Below are 17,694 nucleotides of genomic sequence, written 5' to 3' on the forward strand. Positions count from 1 at the left end.
GGGCCGCCTTCACCTCGAGGCGGCCCGCCCGGGCCCTTTCACACCCCTCAGCCACCACGAAAAGGCCCTGATGAAACTCACCATTGACACTGACAAACTCACCGACGCCGCCCAGTGGGCGCTGCGCGCCGTCCCCGGCAATCCGCCCACGCCGGTGATGGCCGGGATGCGGCTCGAAGCCGCCGACGACAACACCCTGACCCTGGCCAGGTACGACTACTACCGCTCCGCCCGCGCGGCTGAGGACTGCGAGGTGTCCGAGCCCGGCACACTCCTGGTCCCCGGCCGCGTCTTCACCGACATCGTCAAGGCCTTCCCCAAGGGCAAACACACCACGCTGGCCCTGGACGGAACCGACCTCGCCCTGTCCTGCGGCACCGCGCACATCCTCCTGCCGACGCTGCCGCTGGACGACTACCCGACCCTGCCGACGATCTCCGCCGCGAGTGGCGCGGTCGACGGCGCCACCCTGGCCGCGGCCGGCGCCCGGGTCGCGGTGGCTTCCACCACCGACGAAACCATCGCCACCCTGACCGGCGTCCAGTTCGGCCTCAGCGACACCACGATCACGCTGTCCGCGACCGACCGGTACTCGTTCCACGTCGCAGACATGCCCTGGACCCCCAACCCGGCTCCCAAGGGCAAGGGCAAGAACAGGCCCCGAGCCGCGGGCAACACGCTCGTCCCGGCCGACGCCATACGTGACGCAGCCCGCATCCTCGCCGGCGCCGACACAGCGGAACTCACCATCACCGACTCCCAGTTCGCCATCAGCGTCCCCGGCCGATGGGCCACCAGCAGCCTGCTCGAAGGCGCACTCCCCAAGTACGCCGCTCTGTTCCCCACCGAGTTCGAGTCCGTCGCCACCACCGGCACCGAGGCCCTGATCGACGCCATCAAGCACATCCAGCCGCTGCTGGGCAAAGCCGACCCGATGGTCCTGGAAGTCACCGATGGCCAGATCACCGTGCGCGCCGGAACCGACGACAAGGGCCGCGGCCGCGACCAGGTCCACGCCGACCTCGAAGGCGCCCCGCTGACCATCGCCTTCAACCCCGGGCTCCTGCTCAAGACCCTCCAGCAGATCGACGCGCCCATCACCCAGTTCAACTTCACCACCCCGACCAAGCCCGTCCTGCTGCACGCCCCCGACCAGGCCGACACGTTCCGGGGCCTGATCATGCCGATCCGCCTCACCAGCAACAGCGGCTGAAACACCCCGCCCGGACCACGGGCGCCACTCTGCCTGCGGGGCGGCCGTCGACACCGCTCCGGCCGCCCCGCAGCACCATCCGTCCCAGCACGTCTGACCCCAACATCCCGGAGATGAGGAAGCGCATGAAGGCCCGCGGATTCTGGAAGACCGTCCACCGCCTCACCGCCCTCGGCACCGACGCACACGTACGCGACCAGGAGGACGCCCGCCGCCCGAAGATCGTCGTGCTGTGCGGATCCACCAGGTTCTGGGAGCAGTTCCAAGAGGCCACCCTGTACGAGACTGTGGCCGGCCGGATCGTCCTCGCGCCCGGCTGCAACCTCAAGCAGCCCCACCCCCTGTGGGCCGACCCCGCCCAGGCCGACCGCCTCAAGGAGGTCCTGGACGACCTGCACCTGCGGAAGATCGACCTCGCCGACGACATCCTCGTGGTCAACCCCGGCGGCTACATCGGCCAGAGCACCCGCCGCGAGATCGACTACGCCCGCAGCCTCGGCAAGCCCATCCGCTACACCCACCCCGTGGACGGCGAGGACGACCGTGGCTGACAGCACGTCGATCGAGTGGACCGACAGCACCTGAACCCTGGTCACCGGCTGTACCAAGGTCAGTCCCGGCTGCGACGGGTGCTACGCCGAAACCTTCGCCGAACGGTGGCGCGGCACCGCCGGCCACCACTTCGAGAACGGCTTCGACATCACCCTGAGGCCGGACCGGCTGCGGCTGCCGATGACGTGGCGCACCCCGCGCCGCGTCTTCCTCGACAGCATGTCCGACCTGTTCCACACCGACATCCCCGACCACTACATCGCCCAGGTGTTGGCTGTCATGGCGCTCACCCCGCAGCACACCTACCAGGTCCTCACCAAGCGGCACGGAGGATGAAGGCGCTGCTGTCCAGCCCGACCTTCTGGCACCTCGTGGCAGAGCAGGGCCGTGAGCACCTCATCGGCTGCCAGTCGGACTGGATGGCCGTCGGCGCGATGCTGGGCGGAGATCCGCTGCCCCACGTGTGGTTGGGCGTCTCGGTCGAAGACCAGAAGTGGGCCGACATCCGGATCCCCGCCCTGCTGGAGACCCCGGCCGCCCGGCGGTTCCTCTCCTGCGAACCCCTGCTGGGGCCCGTCGACCTCAAACGGGCCGTCATCACCATGGGCAGCGAGCGCGGCCACGGCCTCACCGCCTCCTTCGTCCACGCCGGCGGATGCTGCGAGAGGAGCCTCCACGGCATCGACTGGGTGATCGCGGGAGGAGAAAGCGGGCCCCGGGCCCGCCCCATGCACCCGCAGTGGGCCCGCCACTTGCGTGACCAGTGCGCATGGGCCGGGGTGCCCTTCTTCCTCAAACTTCTCTGCACCAACGTCTCGCTGTGGTGGCGTTCCTGCGCGGTGCGCTGAGCATGGGGTAGCGGTGAGGTTAGGGCAACTCGAGGAGTTCTTCGCGCATGGCGTCGTTCAGCCTGCGGTATGTTCCGCGGCCCGACAGCCACTCACCTTGCTCAGCGCCATGGTGCCTGGCTTCCGTGGCTTCCATATGTGCCTCGGCTGCGTTGGAGACGTCTCGTCCGCAGATCAGGAACAGGGCGTCGGCACCGTCCCGCCAGCCAAGCTCCGCCTCTTTCGTCTGCTCGATGAGTTCCGTGGGGATCAGTGCACCACTTCCCTGTTGCTCCAGAGCAGTTCGCTGAAGCTCTCGAAGCTGGTGGATGTAACGGTTCCAGGCGGACCAGTAGCGCGCGTAGGCTTCGCGCCGGTTTTGGCGCAGTTGTTGATCCCGCTCCTTGCGGCCTTGGTCGTCTGCGGCCTGCGTCTGCCATCTGTGGTTCAGGACCGCCGTTGTGAGGGCCACGGCACTGGTGAGGAGAACGCCTCCAAGAGCACCAGCAAGGGTGAACCACGCAGCTGTTGTGTCCGCCGCATTTTCGGCGGCCGCGATGCTGATGGGCATGTTGAGGGTCATGGGAGCGTCCTGATCAGCTCGGCGGATTCCGGCCCTGAGTATGACGCTTTGGGGCCTGGGAGCTGGACAGAGCGGGAAGCACCCGCCACGAAGGACGCGGTCCGCATGCGCCGCGTCGGCAAGAAGACCGCAGGCCGCCTCCTGGACGGCCGGTACCACGACGCCGTCCCGGCACCAGCCCGGTGACCGGGATGACCGGCCGGGTCTACCTCGAACGCGGACAGCCCGTCACCGTGCTCATCCCGTACTGCGCACGCCGTGTTGCTGAACACGGGGACCGACCCCGACACCGAGGCCAAACGGCTGTGGGCATCGCTGTACGACCACTACCCCGCCATCGCGCAGGCCCTGGCCGCCTTCCTCACCAGGCTGCCGCCCACCTGGCGCGAGGACCTGTTCACCCGCACCTACCTCTCCCCCGCACCCAACGGCCCGGCCACGCCGCAGCTCCCCGGCCCGGAAACCGCCCCGTACGACGACATGAGCTGGGAAGACTGCCCCGCCTGCGCCGAAGCCCAGGACTCCTGCTGCTACCACAAGGGCGTCAACCCCCAACTAATAGACCTCGGCATGCCCGTCTTCACCGATGACGCACCACCGTCTCGACCGGATGAAGGAGAACCCCGGTCACTAGGCTGATCACCCCGCATCACCTGCCCCGCCCCAGGCGAGGCCGACTCTCGTCGGGGGCGGGGCAGGCGGATCTTTCCGGCTCGGCGATCTGCAGCCGTCCTTCCAGCACATCGCGCTTCCCGGTCGGCTGCGGATCGCCGAACAGCGGGAGATCCACTCATCCGGCGTCAGCCGCAGCGCGTTGTGCTCCTTGGCCAGTTGTCGGGTTCTCGTGGTCTTTCCGGCCCCAGGCAGGCCACTAGGGCTAGGGCTCACCTCCGTGACTACGCCACCAACCTTGCCCACCACTAGGCGCCGTCAGAAACGTCCGACCCGCAACAGCTAGTGAGTGATCGCTACCGCGGCGGCAGTGATCATGAAGGCCAGTCCCGTAAGAATGAGATCTACTGCCCACCGGAGATAGGTGAACTTTGTCCGCGCCATGTCGGACAGAACCTTGACACGCTTGGCACGTCTGTCTTCTCCCATCCGCTCAAGAATTTCGTCGTGCCTGAGCTTTGACCAGTGAGGCCAGCTGGCTCCATCGTCGTTGCTCAGATGCGGACGGACAGTCAGAAGTAGAAGCACGATAGCTGCAGCCCAGCCTGCCGTTCCAAGACCGCCCACCACAAGAGCAGCCGTGGGGGGATTCGCCCCTGCAGCAGCAGGAACGACTACTGCTAGCCCTGCACCTGTCAGAGCCAACAGCACGCTTGCTTTGTTGTCGCATCGCCCAAGGGTGTCGGTCAGCGTCTCAACTGCTACGTCTAGACGCTGATCTATCTCTTCCGACATCGCTGGCGCATTCCCGTCTGGCTGCGTCGTCGTCACTACCATCCCTTCACCGGCTGGAGAGCCCCTTCAGAGTTTGCGCCGACGCCTACCCGTCGGGCACCAGCGCGTCGCAGACCGAGGTGCCCTTAGTCCGGAAAAGGGCATGTGCACTGGTCGAACTGCTCGCCCCGCGCCTCCTGGAGCAAGGCGTCCCGGTCACCATCAGGCACCTCCACGCCCACCTGCCGCGCGTGCTCACCTCAGCCGACCGGACCCGTGCCGCCACCATTGAGCAGGAGGACCCTCGATGACCTGCCGGATGTTCCGCCGTGGCGGCGCCCCCGGTGCCCTCTCCTCCAAGGACCAGGCCGTCGTCGACGCGTTCCGAGAACCGCCTGCTGCCTGCAAGAACCTGTAGCCCGGGACGCCGGGCTGCGGCTATGACGCTGGCTGGCCTCCAAGTGCCCGTTCCCCGAGCGGTTTCAGCTCAGCTCCGGCGACAACCAGGGCCTCCACCCGTTCGTCGTCAACCCTGGTTCCCCCCATAAGCCGAGGTCTACCTGCACGGCAACAGGCTGCGCCATCCGCCGCCTCGCCAACGGGTATGGAGATACCCAGCCCCGAACACGCTGTGGGGACCACGACATGGGCAGGCTGAACGACTCACCGTGCGCGGTGAATCTGACGGCTTCTCCCAACTGCGGTTCCTGCGTGGGCACCTGCAGCAGGCGCTGCGGCGGGCTTCCCCAGCGGCCTCAGGTGATTACGGCGTAATCGCTCGGGCCGGTGTACAGATGTCCCGGGTCTGGGTTACGTAGAGACTCATGGGCTGTCCGTCCCTCACCGCAGGAAGAAGGGCCTCCACGAGATTGCGGGTCTGCCTCGCGCAGGCCAGCCCCGGTCAGGCTCGCGCCCGTCGGGTCCGCACTCGTCAGGTCCGCGGCGTGCAGGTTGGCGCGTGGCAGGTGTGCGCCGCGCAGGCACCGCTGCTGCAGGCTCATTGCCGACAGTACGCGCCGCTCTTGGTATCCGTGACGCGGTGCGGACCAGCCCGCATCGCAGGGCGTGTGGCGTCTTCCAAGTTGTGGGGGCCGGGCCGGTCGGTGCGACGGGCGGAGTTGCGCTGCTCTGGGCTCGCCGCCCACTCGGGCCATCGCAAGAGGACCTCGCCGGACGGCGGCTTGCCAGCTGCGACTCCTGCCGCATTCAGCTCCTGGGCCAGGCCGTGGCGTGCACCGCTGGCGGCGTCGGCTGATTACGGCGTAATCACCCGACGCCGAGGGACGATTGAGGCACGTCATTACGGCGTTGCCATCAGAGCCCCTTCCGTGGCTCGGCAACAACTTGGTCTAACTAACGTGTCGATGATGTGATTGATCATGGACGTTAGTAAGGTGTCTCGCATGAGTTCGCCAGCCACCTCCAGCGACCGCGAGAAGGTCGTCTCCAAGCTGCCGGGATGGCTCCGGCAGAACCTCAAGGTCAGAACCGCCCAACACGGCATCGAGATCCAGGCCGCAGTCGAGCAGGGCATCGGCGACTGGTGCCGCCTGGCCTCCGCCACCGCAACCGTCGACACCGCAGGTGCCGACTCCTTCTCCACCTTCCTGCCGCCTGGGCAGTGGGAGGAGTTCCGCCAGATCGCCACCGACCGGCGGGTTTCCCTCATCCAAGGCCTCGCCCAGTCGGTCCAGTTGTGGCTCGACACCCACCCCGCACCGAACATCGAGCGCCCCTCGATCACCCGGCGGATCGTCGTCTGCAACCAGAAAGGCGGAGTCGGCAAGACCGCCATCACCGCCGGCGTGGGGGAGGCCCTGGCAGAAGACTCGAACGCCCTGCATCCGGTCCGGGTGGCCAAGGCCCTCACCAAGGCCCTTCGCGCCAGCGAGACGCACGCCGACGCGGAACTGCAGGACGATCCGCTCGACATCGAGAACCTTCCCGGACCCGGACTCCGCGTACTGCTCGTCGACTTCGACCCGCAGTGCCACCTCACCAACCAGCTCGGCGGAGCACCGCTGCCGATGAACGGTGACAGCCTCACCAACCACATGGCAGGCGACCCCAAGGGAGACCTGCGGGACCTGATCGTCTCCGTCGACGACGACACCTTCGACGGCCGGCTCCACCTCCTGCCGGCCTGCAACGACGCCTTCCTGCTCGACGTGCGGCTCTCCGCAGTCCGGGCCAGGGAAGCCGCGCTAGAACGGGCCCTGGCCCCGCTCGAGGATGATTACGACGTAATCATCGTCGACTGCCCGCCCAGCCTCGGCCTCAGCATGGACGCCGCCGCCTACTACGGGCGCCGCCGCGACGGTGAGAAGCCCGGCCAGTCCGGCGCCCTCATCGTCGTCCAGGCCGAGGACAGCTCCGCCGACGCCTACGAACTCCTCACCTCGCAGATCGACGACCTGCGCGGCGACCTCAAGGTCGACATCGACTACCTCGGCATCGTCGTCAACCTGTACGACTCCCGCCGCGGCTACATCGCCACCTCCTCGCTCCAGGGATGGGTGGACATAAAGGATCCGAGGGTCGTCGGACTCATCGGGGACCTCAAGGAACAGAAGGAAGCTGTCCGAGTGAAGAAACCCCTCCTGTCCTACGCGCCCAAGTCGCAGCAGGCAGTCGGCATGCGCGCCCTGGCAAGGGAGGTCATGTGAGCAAGGCGGATCAACTCGGTGCCGGCCGGTTCGGCGGGGGAGTACGCCCCGTCAGCGCACGACGCCAAGCCGTGGCCGCAGCCACAGGAGTCCCCACCGAGGGCATCGCACCCCCCACAGAGCTTCCCGTCCACCGGATCAGCGTCAACCCCGACAACCCGCGCTCCGCACTCGGTGACCTCACCGACCTGGCCGGCAGCCTGAAGACGCACGGACAGAAGCAGGCGATCACGGTCATGAACCGTGACGCCTATGTCCAGGCCAACCCCGGCAAGGAAGCCGACCTGGAGCCGGACACCACCCACGTCGTCATCGACGGCAGCAGCCGCCTCGCCGCCGCTCGAGAAGCTGGCCTCGCCACCGTCAAGATCATGGTCAGCGACGACGAGGGCGCCACATCCGAAGAACTCCTCGAGTCCGCCCTCGTGGCCAACATCCACCGGCAAGACCTCGAAGAACTCGACGAAGCCCGAGCCCTCCAACGCCTCCTTGCCCTCCACGGAAGCCAACGAGCACTCGCCAAACGCCTCCACCGCTCCCAAGGATGGGTGTCACAACGCCTCGCCCTGCTCAACCTCACACCCGAGCTGCAGGAACGCATCGGCAAGGACCCCATCGAGCTCCTGCGCGCAGTCGCCAACAAGCCCGCTGAAGAGCAGGAAGCAGCACTGGAAGAGCTGAAGGCGGAGCGGGCACGCAAGGAGCCGGTGAAGCCGCGCACGCCCGGTCCGCAGAACCAGCCGACTGCTGTGGACGCACAGCCCAACCCTGGAACTGCCCCGGCAGGTGATTACGGCGTAATCACCAAGGCGGCAGCTCCCGCCACACCGAGCAGGAACGCACAGGAACCGGCGGGCACAGGTCAGCCTGAAGCCCTCCCACAGACGTCCACGGATGAGGCGTCCGCCGACGAGGCGGGGGAGGCCGTGCCGTCCGTGCCTTCCCAGGCCGCTGCGACGGCTGGCACAGGGGAACAGAAGCCCAAGCGCTTCCCATACGAGGACGGCCTGTGGGCAGCGCAGTTTCTGATCCACAAGATGCCCCCTGACGAGTTCACGAAGATGCTGGACATCCTCATCAAGCACAGGGACAGCCAGACTGTCTCAGCCGGTTGATTCCAGCCCCCCCCCAGAGGAGTCCTGGTCTGCCGACCATGAGGGCCGGCTTCCCGTACCTGGGGAGCCGGCCCTCGCAGCTCCCGCCGCAAAGCCCCTTGAGAGCGCTCCTTGGGCCGTCGATGCGTAACGCCCCCGCCGGGCTCCGCGGTGGCTGCCGCTGCCGCGCCGGCTGGGGGCGCAGGAAGTCAGGGTCGTGGCGGAGGCCCGTGCTGGCGACCGCGTAGAACACACCACGTACCTCGTGAAGCAGTTGCAGCGCGCGCCGTGGCCAGCAGGTGATTACGGCGTAATCACCAAGGCGGCAGCTGCTGGCACCGAGGCTTCCCGAATCGCTGAACGCCTGTGGGCAAGTGCCGGCGCTCGTCCCTCACCGCGTCGTGATGCGGGTACCCAGTCCTGCTGCCAGCGCCGCTCCGCTGACAGTTTTGGCGGCTCGGCCCCGGTCGATGTCAGAGGCGTGAGCAAGGATCTCGGCCATGACTGCGACTGCTGCCGACTACGTGTGGTTCGAAGAGCGCTTCCCTGACCTCGCGGAGGCGTATTGCTTCACACTGGTGCACAACCTGCCACCTTCAGACATACTTGCCCGCCTTGGAGGTCAGACCGAGCCTTCCCAGACCGGGACGGCGGCGACAGTGGACGCGGCCTTCGACCTCCTGAGTCGTTCGGACAACGCTCGGCAGTTCATCGCCATGACCACCGTCGGCGACTGGACTCTGCTCATCGAGCCCAACGGTTATCTCGGCATCACCGAAGAGAAGGCCCTGCCGGCATCCGCGGGAACACGTTGGGTCTCGCACTTCGTCAACATCAACGGCCTCGATTCCTTCCTCTGGGCCGAGGACAAGGTGAAGCGCCTGACGTTCGAGCCCGGTCTCCCCGACCAGCGATGGGGAACAACTCCTGACGATCTTCTGGAAGCCATGCACCACAGTGGCTTCCAGTTTTGGGGCGAGACCTCCGACACCCCAGAGCCCCTGGCCACGGAAGCAGCATTCGCCCTCGCCGAGCACCTGACGGGCGTGCGCATCACACCGGAGCTGCTACAGGACACCACCTTCGTCTGCGGCAGCGCGGAGATCAGGTGAGCGGTGATGACCTCCCTCCTCGACGACATCCACACGAGCGCCCAGTGGATCGCACGCGCCCTCAACAGTTGCGGCTACCAAGCCGACTTCACCCCCGGAAGCCTCCGAGACGTCGAGCGGTTCATGGACGAGCACAGCGACCACGGAGTTGCGGTGGCCGGCGGACTCCTCGCAACAGGCCTGGGGCCAAGACTGTTCGCCCTGGGCACCTACGTCGGCGAGACCGTCCGGCAAGCCCTCGGCGGCACATGGGCCGCAGACGGCGACGGCCCCACTGCCGAGACGAACGTCGCCCTCCACCTGCCGGACGGTTCGATCATCTGGCCCGTCCAGCGCGTGATCAAACGGTTCCACACTGGTCCCGAAGACAGCATCACGTTCTACGGCACTGCGCTCGGGCTGACGGTCACATCGACAAACCGCCGTTGCCGGTTTCGACGCCGCGGGTGACGTATATGCCGCAAGTGACGATGCCCTCTCTGAACAGGGACGGACTCTTCACCCCCGTCCCACGCGACTCCAGGCCCTCCAGGTCAGGGCATCACCCTGCCCACCCTCATCCGGGACAGGACACCCTTGCTGTCCGCGGACAACAAGAACACGAGGGCCCGAGGCCCTCGCCATGCAAGACCGTCGGCTACGCGGACGTGTCATCGCGGCGGGCGCCTCGGCCTGATCCGGCTTCCGCCTCCAATCGACCAGCGGCCACCGCGAGCTGGCGGGCACTGTCCTTGAGCAGGCCCCAATCCTGATCCTCGGCCGCCCGTAGGCAGGCGGCCAGATACGTCTTCAGGGCAGTCTCCGCCTTCGCGTGGCCTTCCTGGGCAGGCCTGATCCGCTCGGTGTCGGCTGGTGACGCTGCTACAGGCGCGGCCTGGCGTGCGGCGCGCCGTTGTTCCGCAGCCCGGATGGATTCGCGGAAGCGTTCCACTTCACGCAAACCCGCAGCGCGCGTGCCCTTGCCACCAGGAGCGATGGTCTTGCGCCGGCCTTTCGCCTTCTTGTCCTTCGGCCCGCCGTGATCCCCGCTCGTCAACCGCACGCGCTTGGAGGAGCCGTCCCGCCGCTGCCTGTCGCCGCTGGTCATGCCCACACGCTACCCAGCCCGAGTCCGAGAGGGACAAAGCACAACACCAACTGGGCTCCCCAAGCGCAATGTTGGCGACAGCGGGACTGCGCTTCTCCCCTCCAGGGGGTGTTGTGACGGGGGGCACACAGAGGGTACGGATGAGGAGGGAACAGCCGATGGCGGGGGTGCATGGTGGAGATCGCGGCGCTGGTGGTGTCGTTGCTGGCCTTTGCGGTATCTGGGGTGGTGTCGCTGCGGCAGTTGCGGCTTTCTCAGCACGCCAATGCACTACCCGTGGCGGTGGATCTCTTCCGGGAGCATCGCAGTGTGCGGCTGGCTCAGGCTCGGACGTTCGTGCACGAGGAACTGCCTGGCTGCGACCTCGGCCTCGGCCTGGAGGGGCTGCCCGAGGAAGGACGTGACCTGGTACGTGAATTGGCCTGGTACTACGACAACCTCGGCGCCCTGGTGGCCCACGGCGTGGTGGACATAGATCCCGTCTCCGGCTACCTGGGCGGATCGGTGATCTCGGTATGGGAACACATGGAGCCGTTGGTGAGAGCGGAACGGGCCCGGCGCGAGTAGAACACCCTGCCGGATCCCGCCCGCTGGCAGGTGTACTTCGAGAACCTCTACCACCTGGTCCGTGAGACGCCACCGGAACAGGCCCGGGCGCAGGCACCGCTATGGCGTCTGACTGACTGACCGAGCGGCGGAGATGCCTTGCCGCAGGTAAAGCCAGACCCGCTGCGGACTTGTGTGCCTGTTCGAGACCGCCAGCCATTGCGTGCCCCTCCCCTAGCGTGGGGGAGGGGCACGCAATGGTGAGATGGACGGTGCAGTCAGTTGCTGTGCTCGTTGAGTGGCCGGGCTGGTTTCCTGTCCCGCAGTATTCGCACGACGTCGTCAGGCGTCCTCGTAGCGGTCCCGCATCAGCTCTGCCCACTCCCGGGGCCAGGCGGCCTCTCAGATGGCGCAGCGGTACCCGGTGACCCATACGCGGGCCGGGTGGTCCTGTTGGGCGGAGGGCCGGGTGCGGCCGTACTCGATCCGAAGGCGCTGGCGGCACAGCAGGCAGGGGGCTCCGTAGAACGGCTCGTGTTTCATGCCGCGGACTGTGCTCACGCCGGTGGCTTACCGTCGTGGGCTGGCCGGACAGCCCGTCTGGCGGGCGAGGCGGTAAAGATCTGGTGATGGCCTCCCGCCCGGCGGGAAGCACCCGGGATCGCGCTTTTTCGCAGGTCAACGCTGCGGTTCCATGGGCCGATGATCAGCAAATCGGATGTTCGCCCTGGGAACGGGTGGTGCTATCTCTTCCGTGGCGTGATGGTCGGCGACGGCCGCCGCGCCGCGGGTACGCTGCTGCGCGCCGCCCAGGACGAAGCCGGTGTCCCGCCCGGCGTCTGGAAGGGCCGGGGCCTGGCAGCGGTCGGCCTGACGGCCGGGGACGTGGTGACCGAGCGGCAGGCCGAGCTGCTTCTGGGGGAGGGCCGGCACCCGGACGCTGACCGGATCGAGCGCGACCTCCTGGCGGCGGGAGAGAGCCCGGCCCGTGCCCGGCGGGCGACCGTGCTGGGCAGGCCCATCGAGCACAACCGCTCCCCGAAGACCGAGAAGGCCAAGGAGCGCACACCCTGGCTGGCCATGGACCTGGTGTTCCGGGCGCCGTCGACGGCACACATCGCGTGGGCGCTCAGAGATGACGAGACCCGGCTGGTGCTGGAGCTGTGCCAGGACATCGCCAGAGACAAGACGCTGGCGTGGTTTGAGGATTCGGTCGCGCAGATCCGCTGGAAGAGCGGCGGCAAGATCCGCAAGCCGATCCGGGGCGGGCTGATCGTCGCGGTGTTCCGGCACTACGAATCGAGAGCTGCCGAGTCGAAGCCGCTGCTCCACGACCATGCGGTGGTGTCGATCCGCGCCCGGCGGCCGGACGACAAGGGGACGTGAGGCAACCTGTCGGCGGACTCGCTGATGGCCCACATCGTCGCCGCCGACACCCTCTACACCCTGTACTTCATGGAGGAGGTGTCCGCCCGCCTCGGGTGGGCGTGGGAGCCGCGCGAGGTGACGCCCGGCCGCCGTCCGGTCATGGAGATCGCAGGGATCGACCAGCGGCTCATCGGCTGGCAGTCCACCCGCCGCCAGCAGATCGAGGACGCGCTGTCCGTCCTCACCGCCGACTACGAGGAACGGCAGGGGCACCCGCCGGGGGAGCAGGCCGCCTACGCGCTGGGCTGTCAGGCCGCCGACCAGACGCGCCCGCCGAAGCGCGCGGTGATGGTGTCGCTGACCGAGCTGCGCGAGCGATGGCGCGCTTCAGCGATACGGGCGTTCGGCGCCTGCACCGTCTACCGGCTCGCGCAGCGTGCGCGAGCGGCGGCCGCGGCGGTGTGGGCGCGGGTGCGGCCGGTGGTCGACGTCGCCCTGGCCGCCGTCGACACCGTCGCCGTGGTGTACGTGATGCGCGGCGCCTTCAAACGCCACCACCTGCTCGCCGAAGCCCGCCGCCACCTCGCCTACGCCCTGCGCGGCCGACCTCACCAGCCCGGCCTGGACGATCAGATCGTGCAGACGGTCGTCGACGACTACACCCGCCCCGTCGGCCGGGGCCTGGAGATGACTGCCGACCTGCGTGCCCTGTACCCGCGCGACACCGAGGACCAGGCCGTGCTCCGCCCGCTGACCCGCCGTCGCACCGCGCCCCAGTACGAGCGGGCCCGCCTCGCCGCCGGCGCCCTGGCCGCCCGGGTCCGCGCCGCACGCCGTGCGGAGCGCCTGGGCTCCCGTCCCCGGCCGTACGCCGTCACGGTGCCTGCCGCCTCAAGGTCGCACCCGCGGCCGTTCCGCACCGGAGGGAAGGACGGCCGCCTCCAGGAGCCGGAGACCGGCGTGGTCACGGTGGAACAGACGCGCCAGACCTTGGAGGCCGCCGCCGCGCAGGTGGCCGCTGCGCTCCAGGACAGCCGGCGGGCGCGCGAGGCCGCCCACGGCCCCCGCCCGCAGCCCGCCCCGGCCTCATCGCCGCACACCCAGCAGCCCGGCATCCAGCGCACGCCGGGCCGGAGTCCAGGAGTCACGTGAGCAGCCCGGAAGAACAGCCCAACTCTGAAGAAGCTCTCGCCCGTGCCCGTGCCGCCCGCGCGGAGATGGCCGCCGCGCTCGAAGAGGACCAGGAGCCCGAGCTCGATGAGCCTGTGGGGTGGCAGCCGATCTGGAAGCGGCCCCGGAAGCCGAAGTCGAAGGCGGCGAAGAAGGTGGAAGTGCGCAAGCAGCGGAAGCGCCTTCAGGACGCCGTCAAGCGCCGCCTCGCCGCGGGGAACTCGCGCCGGCCCCGCTCCCGGCAGAGCCGGATCGGCAACGCAGCCGCGCGCCGCGATGCCCGCGCACTGTCCCGGGTGCGGCACTCCAGTGCCTGGCTGTGGTGACGATGCCGGGCATCGTCCATCGAGTGGAGCCCACGATGTTGTGCATCCAGCGGCGATGCACGACATCGGGTGGACTCCACCCGATGGACTCCATTCAGTGGGGCTCCACCGAGTGGACTCCACTCCGGTGCGCCGGATGACGATGGACGCCACCGTGGTGCGCACCGCGATGGTGCGCCACCGCACCCGGTGCGCCGCGCCCGGCGATGCCCGGCACTCTCGCGCGCGCCCGGTGCGCCGCGCGCGATGTCCCGCACCGCACCGGTGCGCCCACCGCCGACCGCCCCCTTGACCAGGTGCGGCCGAAGGCGCACGACCCCTTGACCAGCTCCGCTACACCCCCTTGTCCAGGTCTGCTACCGAGGACGATTCCCCTTGACACAGCCCGTTTCGGCTGGCGATCAGGCCGTGGTCAAGGGGGTGTGTGATAAGGAACCCGCCCGGCCGTGGCGCGCGCTCGGTGCGGTGCGGCGATGCCGGTGTAGCGCACCGCGGTGGCGCGGTGCGGTGCGGCGATGCGGTGGACCGCACCACCGCCGTCCCGGAGGTGCGGCTACGCGGTGGTGCGGTGCGCCGGGTGCGCCTCCATCGCCTGCCTCATCCCTGCGGCCTCCAGTTCGCGCAGGACGTCGGCGACGTCGCCGTGGTCCTCGGTGAGGATGTTCTCGGTGAAGCGGACGATGGTCTGGGCGATGCCCGGCGGGAAGGCCAGGCAGGCGCCGTCGCCGTGGCGCAGGACCTCCAGCAGAAGTCGCCCGAGCGCCGCGGCCAGGAAGGAGTGCGGGCACGGCTCCCCGTCGCAGTCGTCCACGGCGGTGACGGGGATGAAGATGCGCGCGGCGACGTCCAGGAGCAACTGGCGCAGCTCCGGGCCTGTGTTGTTGGCGACCGCGCCGGCTGTGTCGATGTCGTCGGCCTCCAACGCCCGGATGTAGGCGAAGGCGGCGGCGACGTCCTCCGGCTCCATCGGGGCGAGCGGCGTGGTGACGGTGTTCTCGGGCATGACAGCTCCTCACAGGGGCGGACGCCGTGCCGATCACGGCATCACGAGAGCAGCCTCGAACGGTTCGCCTGTGGACAGAATCTGCCGCTGGAGGGGGGAGAACTCTCCCCCCTCCGGCTTGATCACGATGCGGTCACGGTGGAGGGGTTTTCCCGGACCGGCGTCACACGGGGCCCGAATTCCACACCCGTATGAGGTGAATGGCGGGACAGGCCCGCCCCACCTCCAGGAGCACCCTGTGGCGAGCACCGCAGACGAGCCCGAGCAGCCCCTTGAGGGGACCGGAGAGGCCCCCTCCGTGGACCCCTCCATCACCCCCTCCGCGCCCCGTCGGCAACGATCGGGAGAGTCCGCAGGTCAGGCCCGGCGGACAGGGGGGCGTCGCAGGTCCGACAACCCTCATGTAGATGTAGCAAGGCGTCCCCAGCACCGGAGGACTTCGACCGAGCCCCGACGTCGGGAGCTCCTGCAAGCACTGGGGATCTTCCAGCGGGCTACGCCCGATCAGTTGTGGAAGCTGACCCGTCCGGACAACAAGCACGACAAGCTCGTACGCGACACCCTCCTGGATCTGGAGGACCACCATCTGGTGAGGATCGAGTTGGTACGGGAGGACCAGCGGCAGGTGTGGGTGCTGACCAAGCGTGGACACGGCGAGGCGAAGGACCTGCTGGAGCCGAAGGGGATACGGGTCTCGGCACTGCGCGAAGAGAAGTACGACCCGGTCACCGGGGAGCTGCTCGGCACCGGCTACGACGACCACGCCGCGGCGGTTACCTCGACAGCCGCCGAACTCCACCGCGCCGGGATCGGCCACCGGCTCGGCTTCCAGACCGAGATCGGGCACCGGCTCGGCAGCAGCTTCGTGCAGCGGGCGGATCTGGTGGTGCGGGCGCCGGAGGCCGGGGTGCCGGTGCTCCTGGTGGAGGTCGACCGCCGCACCGAGGACGCGCACGACCTGGTGCAGAAGCTGCGCCAGTACTGGGAGTGGGGCCGGCTGCTCCCGAAGGACGCGGACAAGCGCAAGGTCGACCTGGTCCGCTCGCGGCCGGACGCGATCGAGCACGTCGACCACGAGAAGCGGCTGTGGCGCAGGTTCTACCCGCCGACCGGCCGGGAGGGCCTGGTGCCGGTGGCGTTCGTGTTCGCGGACACCACGACCGCGAAGGTCGACAACGCGGTCGCTGTGCTGGAGGAGGCCGGCCGCCGCTACTGGGTGCCGCGCCGGTACGACTCCCTCTACGAGAAGGCCATCACCGCGCGGGACTACCGCCAGGCGGTGCCCGTCGTCGCCACCACCCTGGAGCAGCTCCAGGAGCACGGCGCCGGTGCGGCGGTGTGGCGGCGGCTGGGACGAGACAGTGAGCAGACGCTTACGGACGCGCTCGACAACCCCGACGGCCACGCCCTCTATCGCGCCCAGGAGGCCCGCGCCGACGCGGAGGACAAGGAGCGCCGTGCCGCGCAGCGGGAGGCGGAGCGCCCGGTGTGCACGCGGTGCGGGCGGAAGTTCTCCGACGAACGCTGGGAGGAGATCACCATGCACCGGACCGCCGTACGGGCCGGGGACACGTCGGTGTGCGGTCCCTGCCACGCCGACGACGTCGCTCGCAAGCAGGCCGCCGTCGAAGCAGCCGCCGTCGCCCGCGCGGCCGCGGCCGCACAGGCGGAGCCGGACCCTGACGACGTTCCGGAACCCGGGGGACTCCGTGGTCTGTTCCGTCGGCGGCCCTGACGCTGGCGGGCCCGGACCGACGGACTGGATCCCCCACCACGGCCAGCCCCGCAGGACGGGCTTGGAGATTTCCTCTACGTAGTCGGCCGGCAGGCAGCAGGCCGGGATGGACCATGCGACACAAGCGCTACACGACTACGCGAAGCTGCGGGGCACGAGCATCCTCTCCCAGGAACTGGCCGCCGTGGTCCGCGAGATGGGGCCGGGCCGCTGTGTGCTGCTGATGGGCGCCAGCGGGTCGGGCAAGTCCACCCTCGCCGCACGGCTCGCTGCGGCGACCGGCGCCGTGGTCGTCTCCTATGACAGCCACCAGCGCCTCACCGACAAAGACACCGGCACCGAACCGGTCGGTGAGCGGGCACTGGCGGCGGCGGTGACGGAGCTGGTCTTCCAGTTGCCGCCGCCGAACCGGGAGTCCCACAGGCGGGCTTCGTCGGCGGCGCTCCACAGCTCGGTCAGGTCGCTGCAGCCGACGCGTCGGCCCCCCCTGCTGCGCTGTGGCCGTGTCCGCGGCCTGGGTGAGCCACTGGGTGATGGGGGTGGTGAAGGCCGAGGCGGCGAAGCCGTTGCTGAGGAAGCGCCGGCGGTCCACTTTCGTCTCCTGGCGGAGGCTCGGGCGATCTGTCTGACCCGATAGGCGCGGGGGGAATTTGTGGCTGGCACGCATGGATGAGGCGCTCCAGCTCTTTGTTGCGGCCGTGGGATCGAACTGGCGGCTGGCCACGGGCCAAGGCACGTGGGGCGCCGTTGCGTGGAGACACCCAAGGCGGGTGCGGCGGGCGGGTCGGGCAAACGGGCGGGTTGCAAGGTCAGTACCGCGCCCTAGATCGACCCAACTCGGCCGCAAAGGCGAGGCCTTAGGTGCGGCACCCTTCCCCGCTGCCATCGCAGAGCCTACGCTCAGCCGAGTCGAGAGACCGCAGTCGGGCTTAGAGGTCCTAACAGAAGTCGTTGATCATGTGACTTTCGGCTTGGGTGGTCGTTGGTCTGGCCGTGGGGAAACGTCAGTCGCGGCCCTGGATCGTG

Annotated in this window: 17 protein-coding genes and 3 pseudogenes; 13 read left to right on the forward strand and 7 right to left on the reverse strand. The window is 68.8% G+C overall.

Annotated elements, in window-relative coordinates; genetic code table 11:
- Nucleotides 1-70: 70 nt before the first annotated feature.
- The 3 genes and pseudogenes from dnaN to ABZ490_RS48830 all read left to right on the forward strand — a co-directional run.
- Nucleotides 71-1,213, forward strand: a complete 1,143-nt coding sequence (gene dnaN, locus ABZ490_RS48820; protein WP_359006325.1) for a DNA polymerase III subunit beta — start codon at nt 71-73, stop codon at nt 1,211-1,213.
- A 113-nt stretch (nt 1,214-1,326) separates the two neighbouring features.
- The gene (locus ABZ490_RS48825; RefSeq protein WP_359006328.1) at nt 1,327-1,764 is read left to right on the forward strand and encodes a hypothetical protein; all 438 of its coding nucleotides are present in this window, start codon (nt 1,327-1,329) and stop codon (nt 1,762-1,764) included.
- 37 nt (nt 1,765-1,801) lie between these two features.
- Nucleotides 1,802-2,562, forward strand: a pseudogene (locus ABZ490_RS48830) (phage Gp37/Gp68 family protein); the annotation flags it as partial.
- A gap of 70 nt (nt 2,563-2,632) precedes the next feature.
- Here the strand turns inward: ABZ490_RS48830 and ABZ490_RS48835 are convergent.
- Entirely contained in the window at nt 2,633-3,175 is a 543-nt protein-coding gene (locus ABZ490_RS48835; protein WP_359006331.1) for a hypothetical protein, read from the reverse strand.
- Nucleotides 3,176-3,433: 258 nt separating this feature from the next.
- On the opposite strand from ABZ490_RS48835, the gene ABZ490_RS48840 reads away from it, so the two are divergent.
- The gene (locus ABZ490_RS48840; RefSeq protein ID WP_359006334.1) at nt 3,434-3,814 is read left to right on the forward strand and encodes a hypothetical protein; all 381 of its coding nucleotides are present in this window, start codon (nt 3,434-3,436) and stop codon (nt 3,812-3,814) included.
- Nucleotides 3,815-3,899: 85 nt separating this feature from the next.
- On the opposite strand, the pseudogene ABZ490_RS48845 reads toward ABZ490_RS48840, so the two are convergent.
- From ABZ490_RS48845 to ABZ490_RS48855, 3 genes and pseudogenes are all read right to left on the reverse strand, one after another.
- Nucleotides 3,900-4,063, reverse strand: a pseudogene (locus ABZ490_RS48845) (AAA family ATPase); the annotation flags it as partial.
- Between the two features lie 66 nt (nt 4,064-4,129).
- Nucleotides 4,130-4,618 (reverse strand): Pycsar system effector family protein, encoded by a 489-nt coding sequence (locus ABZ490_RS48850; protein WP_359006337.1) that lies wholly within the window; start codon nt 4,616-4,618, stop codon nt 4,130-4,132.
- A 698-nt stretch (nt 4,619-5,316) separates the two neighbouring features.
- Nucleotides 5,317-5,862, reverse strand: a complete 546-nt coding sequence (locus ABZ490_RS48855; protein ID WP_359006340.1) for a pentapeptide repeat-containing protein — start codon at nt 5,860-5,862, stop codon at nt 5,317-5,319.
- Between the two features lie 102 nt (nt 5,863-5,964).
- On the opposite strand from ABZ490_RS48855, the gene ABZ490_RS48860 reads away from it, so the two are divergent.
- The 4 genes from ABZ490_RS48860 to ABZ490_RS48875 all read left to right on the forward strand — a co-directional run bounded on the left by ABZ490_RS48860 (nt 5,965) and on the right by ABZ490_RS48875 (nt 9,883).
- Nucleotides 5,965-7,227 carry a ParA family protein gene (locus ABZ490_RS48860; RefSeq protein ID WP_359006343.1) on the forward strand — a complete coding sequence of 421 codons (1,263 nt, stop codon included), beginning with the start codon at nt 5,965-5,967 and terminating at the stop codon, nt 7,225-7,227.
- Nucleotides 7,224-8,342 (forward strand): ParB/RepB/Spo0J family partition protein, encoded by a 1,119-nt coding sequence (locus tag ABZ490_RS48865; RefSeq protein WP_359006346.1) that lies wholly within the window; start codon nt 7,224-7,226, stop codon nt 8,340-8,342. Before ABZ490_RS48860 ends, ABZ490_RS48865 begins: the two co-directional genes overlap by 4 nt.
- Nucleotides 8,343-8,821: 479 nt before the next feature.
- Nucleotides 8,822-9,433: a DUF6461 domain-containing protein gene (locus ABZ490_RS48870; protein ID WP_359006349.1), complete on the forward strand. Its 612-nt coding sequence runs from the start codon at nt 8,822-8,824 to the stop codon at nt 9,431-9,433.
- Between the two features lie 6 nt (nt 9,434-9,439).
- Nucleotides 9,440-9,883 (forward strand): hypothetical protein, encoded by a 444-nt coding sequence (locus tag ABZ490_RS48875; protein ID WP_359006352.1) that lies wholly within the window; start codon nt 9,440-9,442, stop codon nt 9,881-9,883.
- Nucleotides 9,884-10,070: 187 nt separating this feature from the next.
- Here the strand turns inward: ABZ490_RS48875 and ABZ490_RS48880 are convergent, their stop codons facing one another.
- On the reverse strand, nt 10,071-10,520 hold the full coding sequence (locus tag ABZ490_RS48880; RefSeq protein WP_359006355.1) for a hypothetical protein: 450 nt from the start codon (nt 10,518-10,520) through the stop codon (nt 10,071-10,073).
- Between the two features lie 171 nt (nt 10,521-10,691).
- Here ABZ490_RS48880 and ABZ490_RS48885 point away from each other — a divergent pair, with 171 nt between their 5' ends.
- Nucleotides 10,692-11,087, forward strand: a complete 396-nt coding sequence (locus tag ABZ490_RS48885; protein WP_359006358.1) for a hypothetical protein — start codon at nt 10,692-10,694, stop codon at nt 11,085-11,087.
- A 381-nt stretch (nt 11,088-11,468) separates the two neighbouring features.
- On the opposite strand, the gene ABZ490_RS48890 is transcribed toward ABZ490_RS48885, so the two are convergent.
- Nucleotides 11,469-11,609: a hypothetical protein gene (locus ABZ490_RS48890; protein WP_359006361.1), complete on the reverse strand. Its 141-nt coding sequence runs from the start codon at nt 11,607-11,609 to the stop codon at nt 11,469-11,471.
- Nucleotides 11,610-11,828: 219 nt separating this feature from the next.
- Between ABZ490_RS48890 and mobF the strand changes: the two are divergent.
- Nucleotides 11,829-13,586, forward strand: a pseudogene (gene mobF, locus ABZ490_RS48895) (MobF family relaxase).
- Entirely contained in the window at nt 13,583-13,930 is a 348-nt protein-coding gene (locus ABZ490_RS48900) for a hypothetical protein (RefSeq protein WP_359006364.1), read from the forward strand. The pseudogene mobF and the gene ABZ490_RS48900 overlap by 4 nt, the downstream one beginning before the upstream one ends.
- A 553-nt stretch (nt 13,931-14,483) precedes the next feature.
- Here ABZ490_RS48900 and ABZ490_RS48905 read toward each other — a convergent pair.
- Nucleotides 14,484-14,933: a hypothetical protein gene (locus ABZ490_RS48905; protein WP_359006367.1), complete on the reverse strand. Its 450-nt coding sequence runs from the start codon at nt 14,931-14,933 to the stop codon at nt 14,484-14,486.
- Between the two features lie 508 nt (nt 14,934-15,441).
- On the opposite strand from ABZ490_RS48905, the gene ABZ490_RS48910 reads away from it, so the two are divergent.
- Both ABZ490_RS48910 and ABZ490_RS48915 read left to right on the forward strand, forming a co-directional pair.
- Nucleotides 15,442-16,668, forward strand: coding sequence for a hypothetical protein (locus ABZ490_RS48910; RefSeq protein WP_359006370.1), 1,227 nt, complete (start codon nt 15,442-15,444; stop codon nt 16,666-16,668).
- A 106-nt stretch (nt 16,669-16,774) separates the two neighbouring features.
- Complete coding sequence (locus ABZ490_RS48915) at nt 16,775-17,305, forward strand: AAA family ATPase (protein ID WP_359006373.1); 531 nt, start codon at nt 16,775-16,777, stop codon at nt 17,303-17,305.
- Nucleotides 17,306-17,694: the final 389 nt, after the last annotated feature.

Origin of the sequence: Streptomyces sp. NPDC005811, assembly GCF_040630405.1 — a bacterium.
GTDB lineage: Bacteria > Actinomycetota > Actinomycetes > Streptomycetales > Streptomycetaceae > Streptomyces.

Excerpts from the sequence above, each read along its gene's own strand:
- dnaN (WP_359006325.1), top strand. The coding sequence starts at position 71 with ATGAAACTCACCATTGACACTGACAAACTCACCGACGCCGCCCAGTGG.
- ABZ490_RS48825 (WP_359006328.1), top strand. The coding sequence starts at position 1,327 with ATGAGGAAGCGCATGAAGGCCCGCGGATTCTGGAAGACCGTCCACCGC.
- ABZ490_RS48835 (WP_359006331.1), bottom strand. The coding sequence starts at position 3,175 with ATGACCCTCAACATGCCCATCAGCATCGCGGCCGCCGAAAATGCGGCG.
- ABZ490_RS48855 (WP_359006340.1), bottom strand. The coding sequence starts at position 5,862 with ATGACGTGCCTCAATCGTCCCTCGGCGTCGGGTGATTACGCCGTAATC.
- ABZ490_RS48860 (WP_359006343.1), top strand. The coding sequence starts at position 5,965 with ATGAGTTCGCCAGCCACCTCCAGCGACCGCGAGAAGGTCGTCTCCAAG.
- ABZ490_RS48870 (WP_359006349.1), top strand. The coding sequence starts at position 8,822 with ATGACTGCGACTGCTGCCGACTACGTGTGGTTCGAAGAGCGCTTCCCT.
- ABZ490_RS48875 (WP_359006352.1), top strand. The coding sequence starts at position 9,440 with ATGACCTCCCTCCTCGACGACATCCACACGAGCGCCCAGTGGATCGCA.
- ABZ490_RS48880 (WP_359006355.1), bottom strand. The coding sequence starts at position 10,520 with ATGACCAGCGGCGACAGGCAGCGGCGGGACGGCTCCTCCAAGCGCGTG.
- ABZ490_RS48885 (WP_359006358.1), top strand. The coding sequence starts at position 10,692 with ATGGTGGAGATCGCGGCGCTGGTGGTGTCGTTGCTGGCCTTTGCGGTA.
- ABZ490_RS48890 (WP_359006361.1), bottom strand. The coding sequence starts at position 11,609 with ATGAAACACGAGCCGTTCTACGGAGCCCCCTGCCTGCTGTGCCGCCAG.
- ABZ490_RS48905 (WP_359006367.1), bottom strand. The coding sequence starts at position 14,933 with ATGCCCGAGAACACCGTCACCACGCCGCTCGCCCCGATGGAGCCGGAG.
- ABZ490_RS48915 (WP_359006373.1), top strand. The coding sequence starts at position 16,775 with ATGGACCATGCGACACAAGCGCTACACGACTACGCGAAGCTGCGGGGC.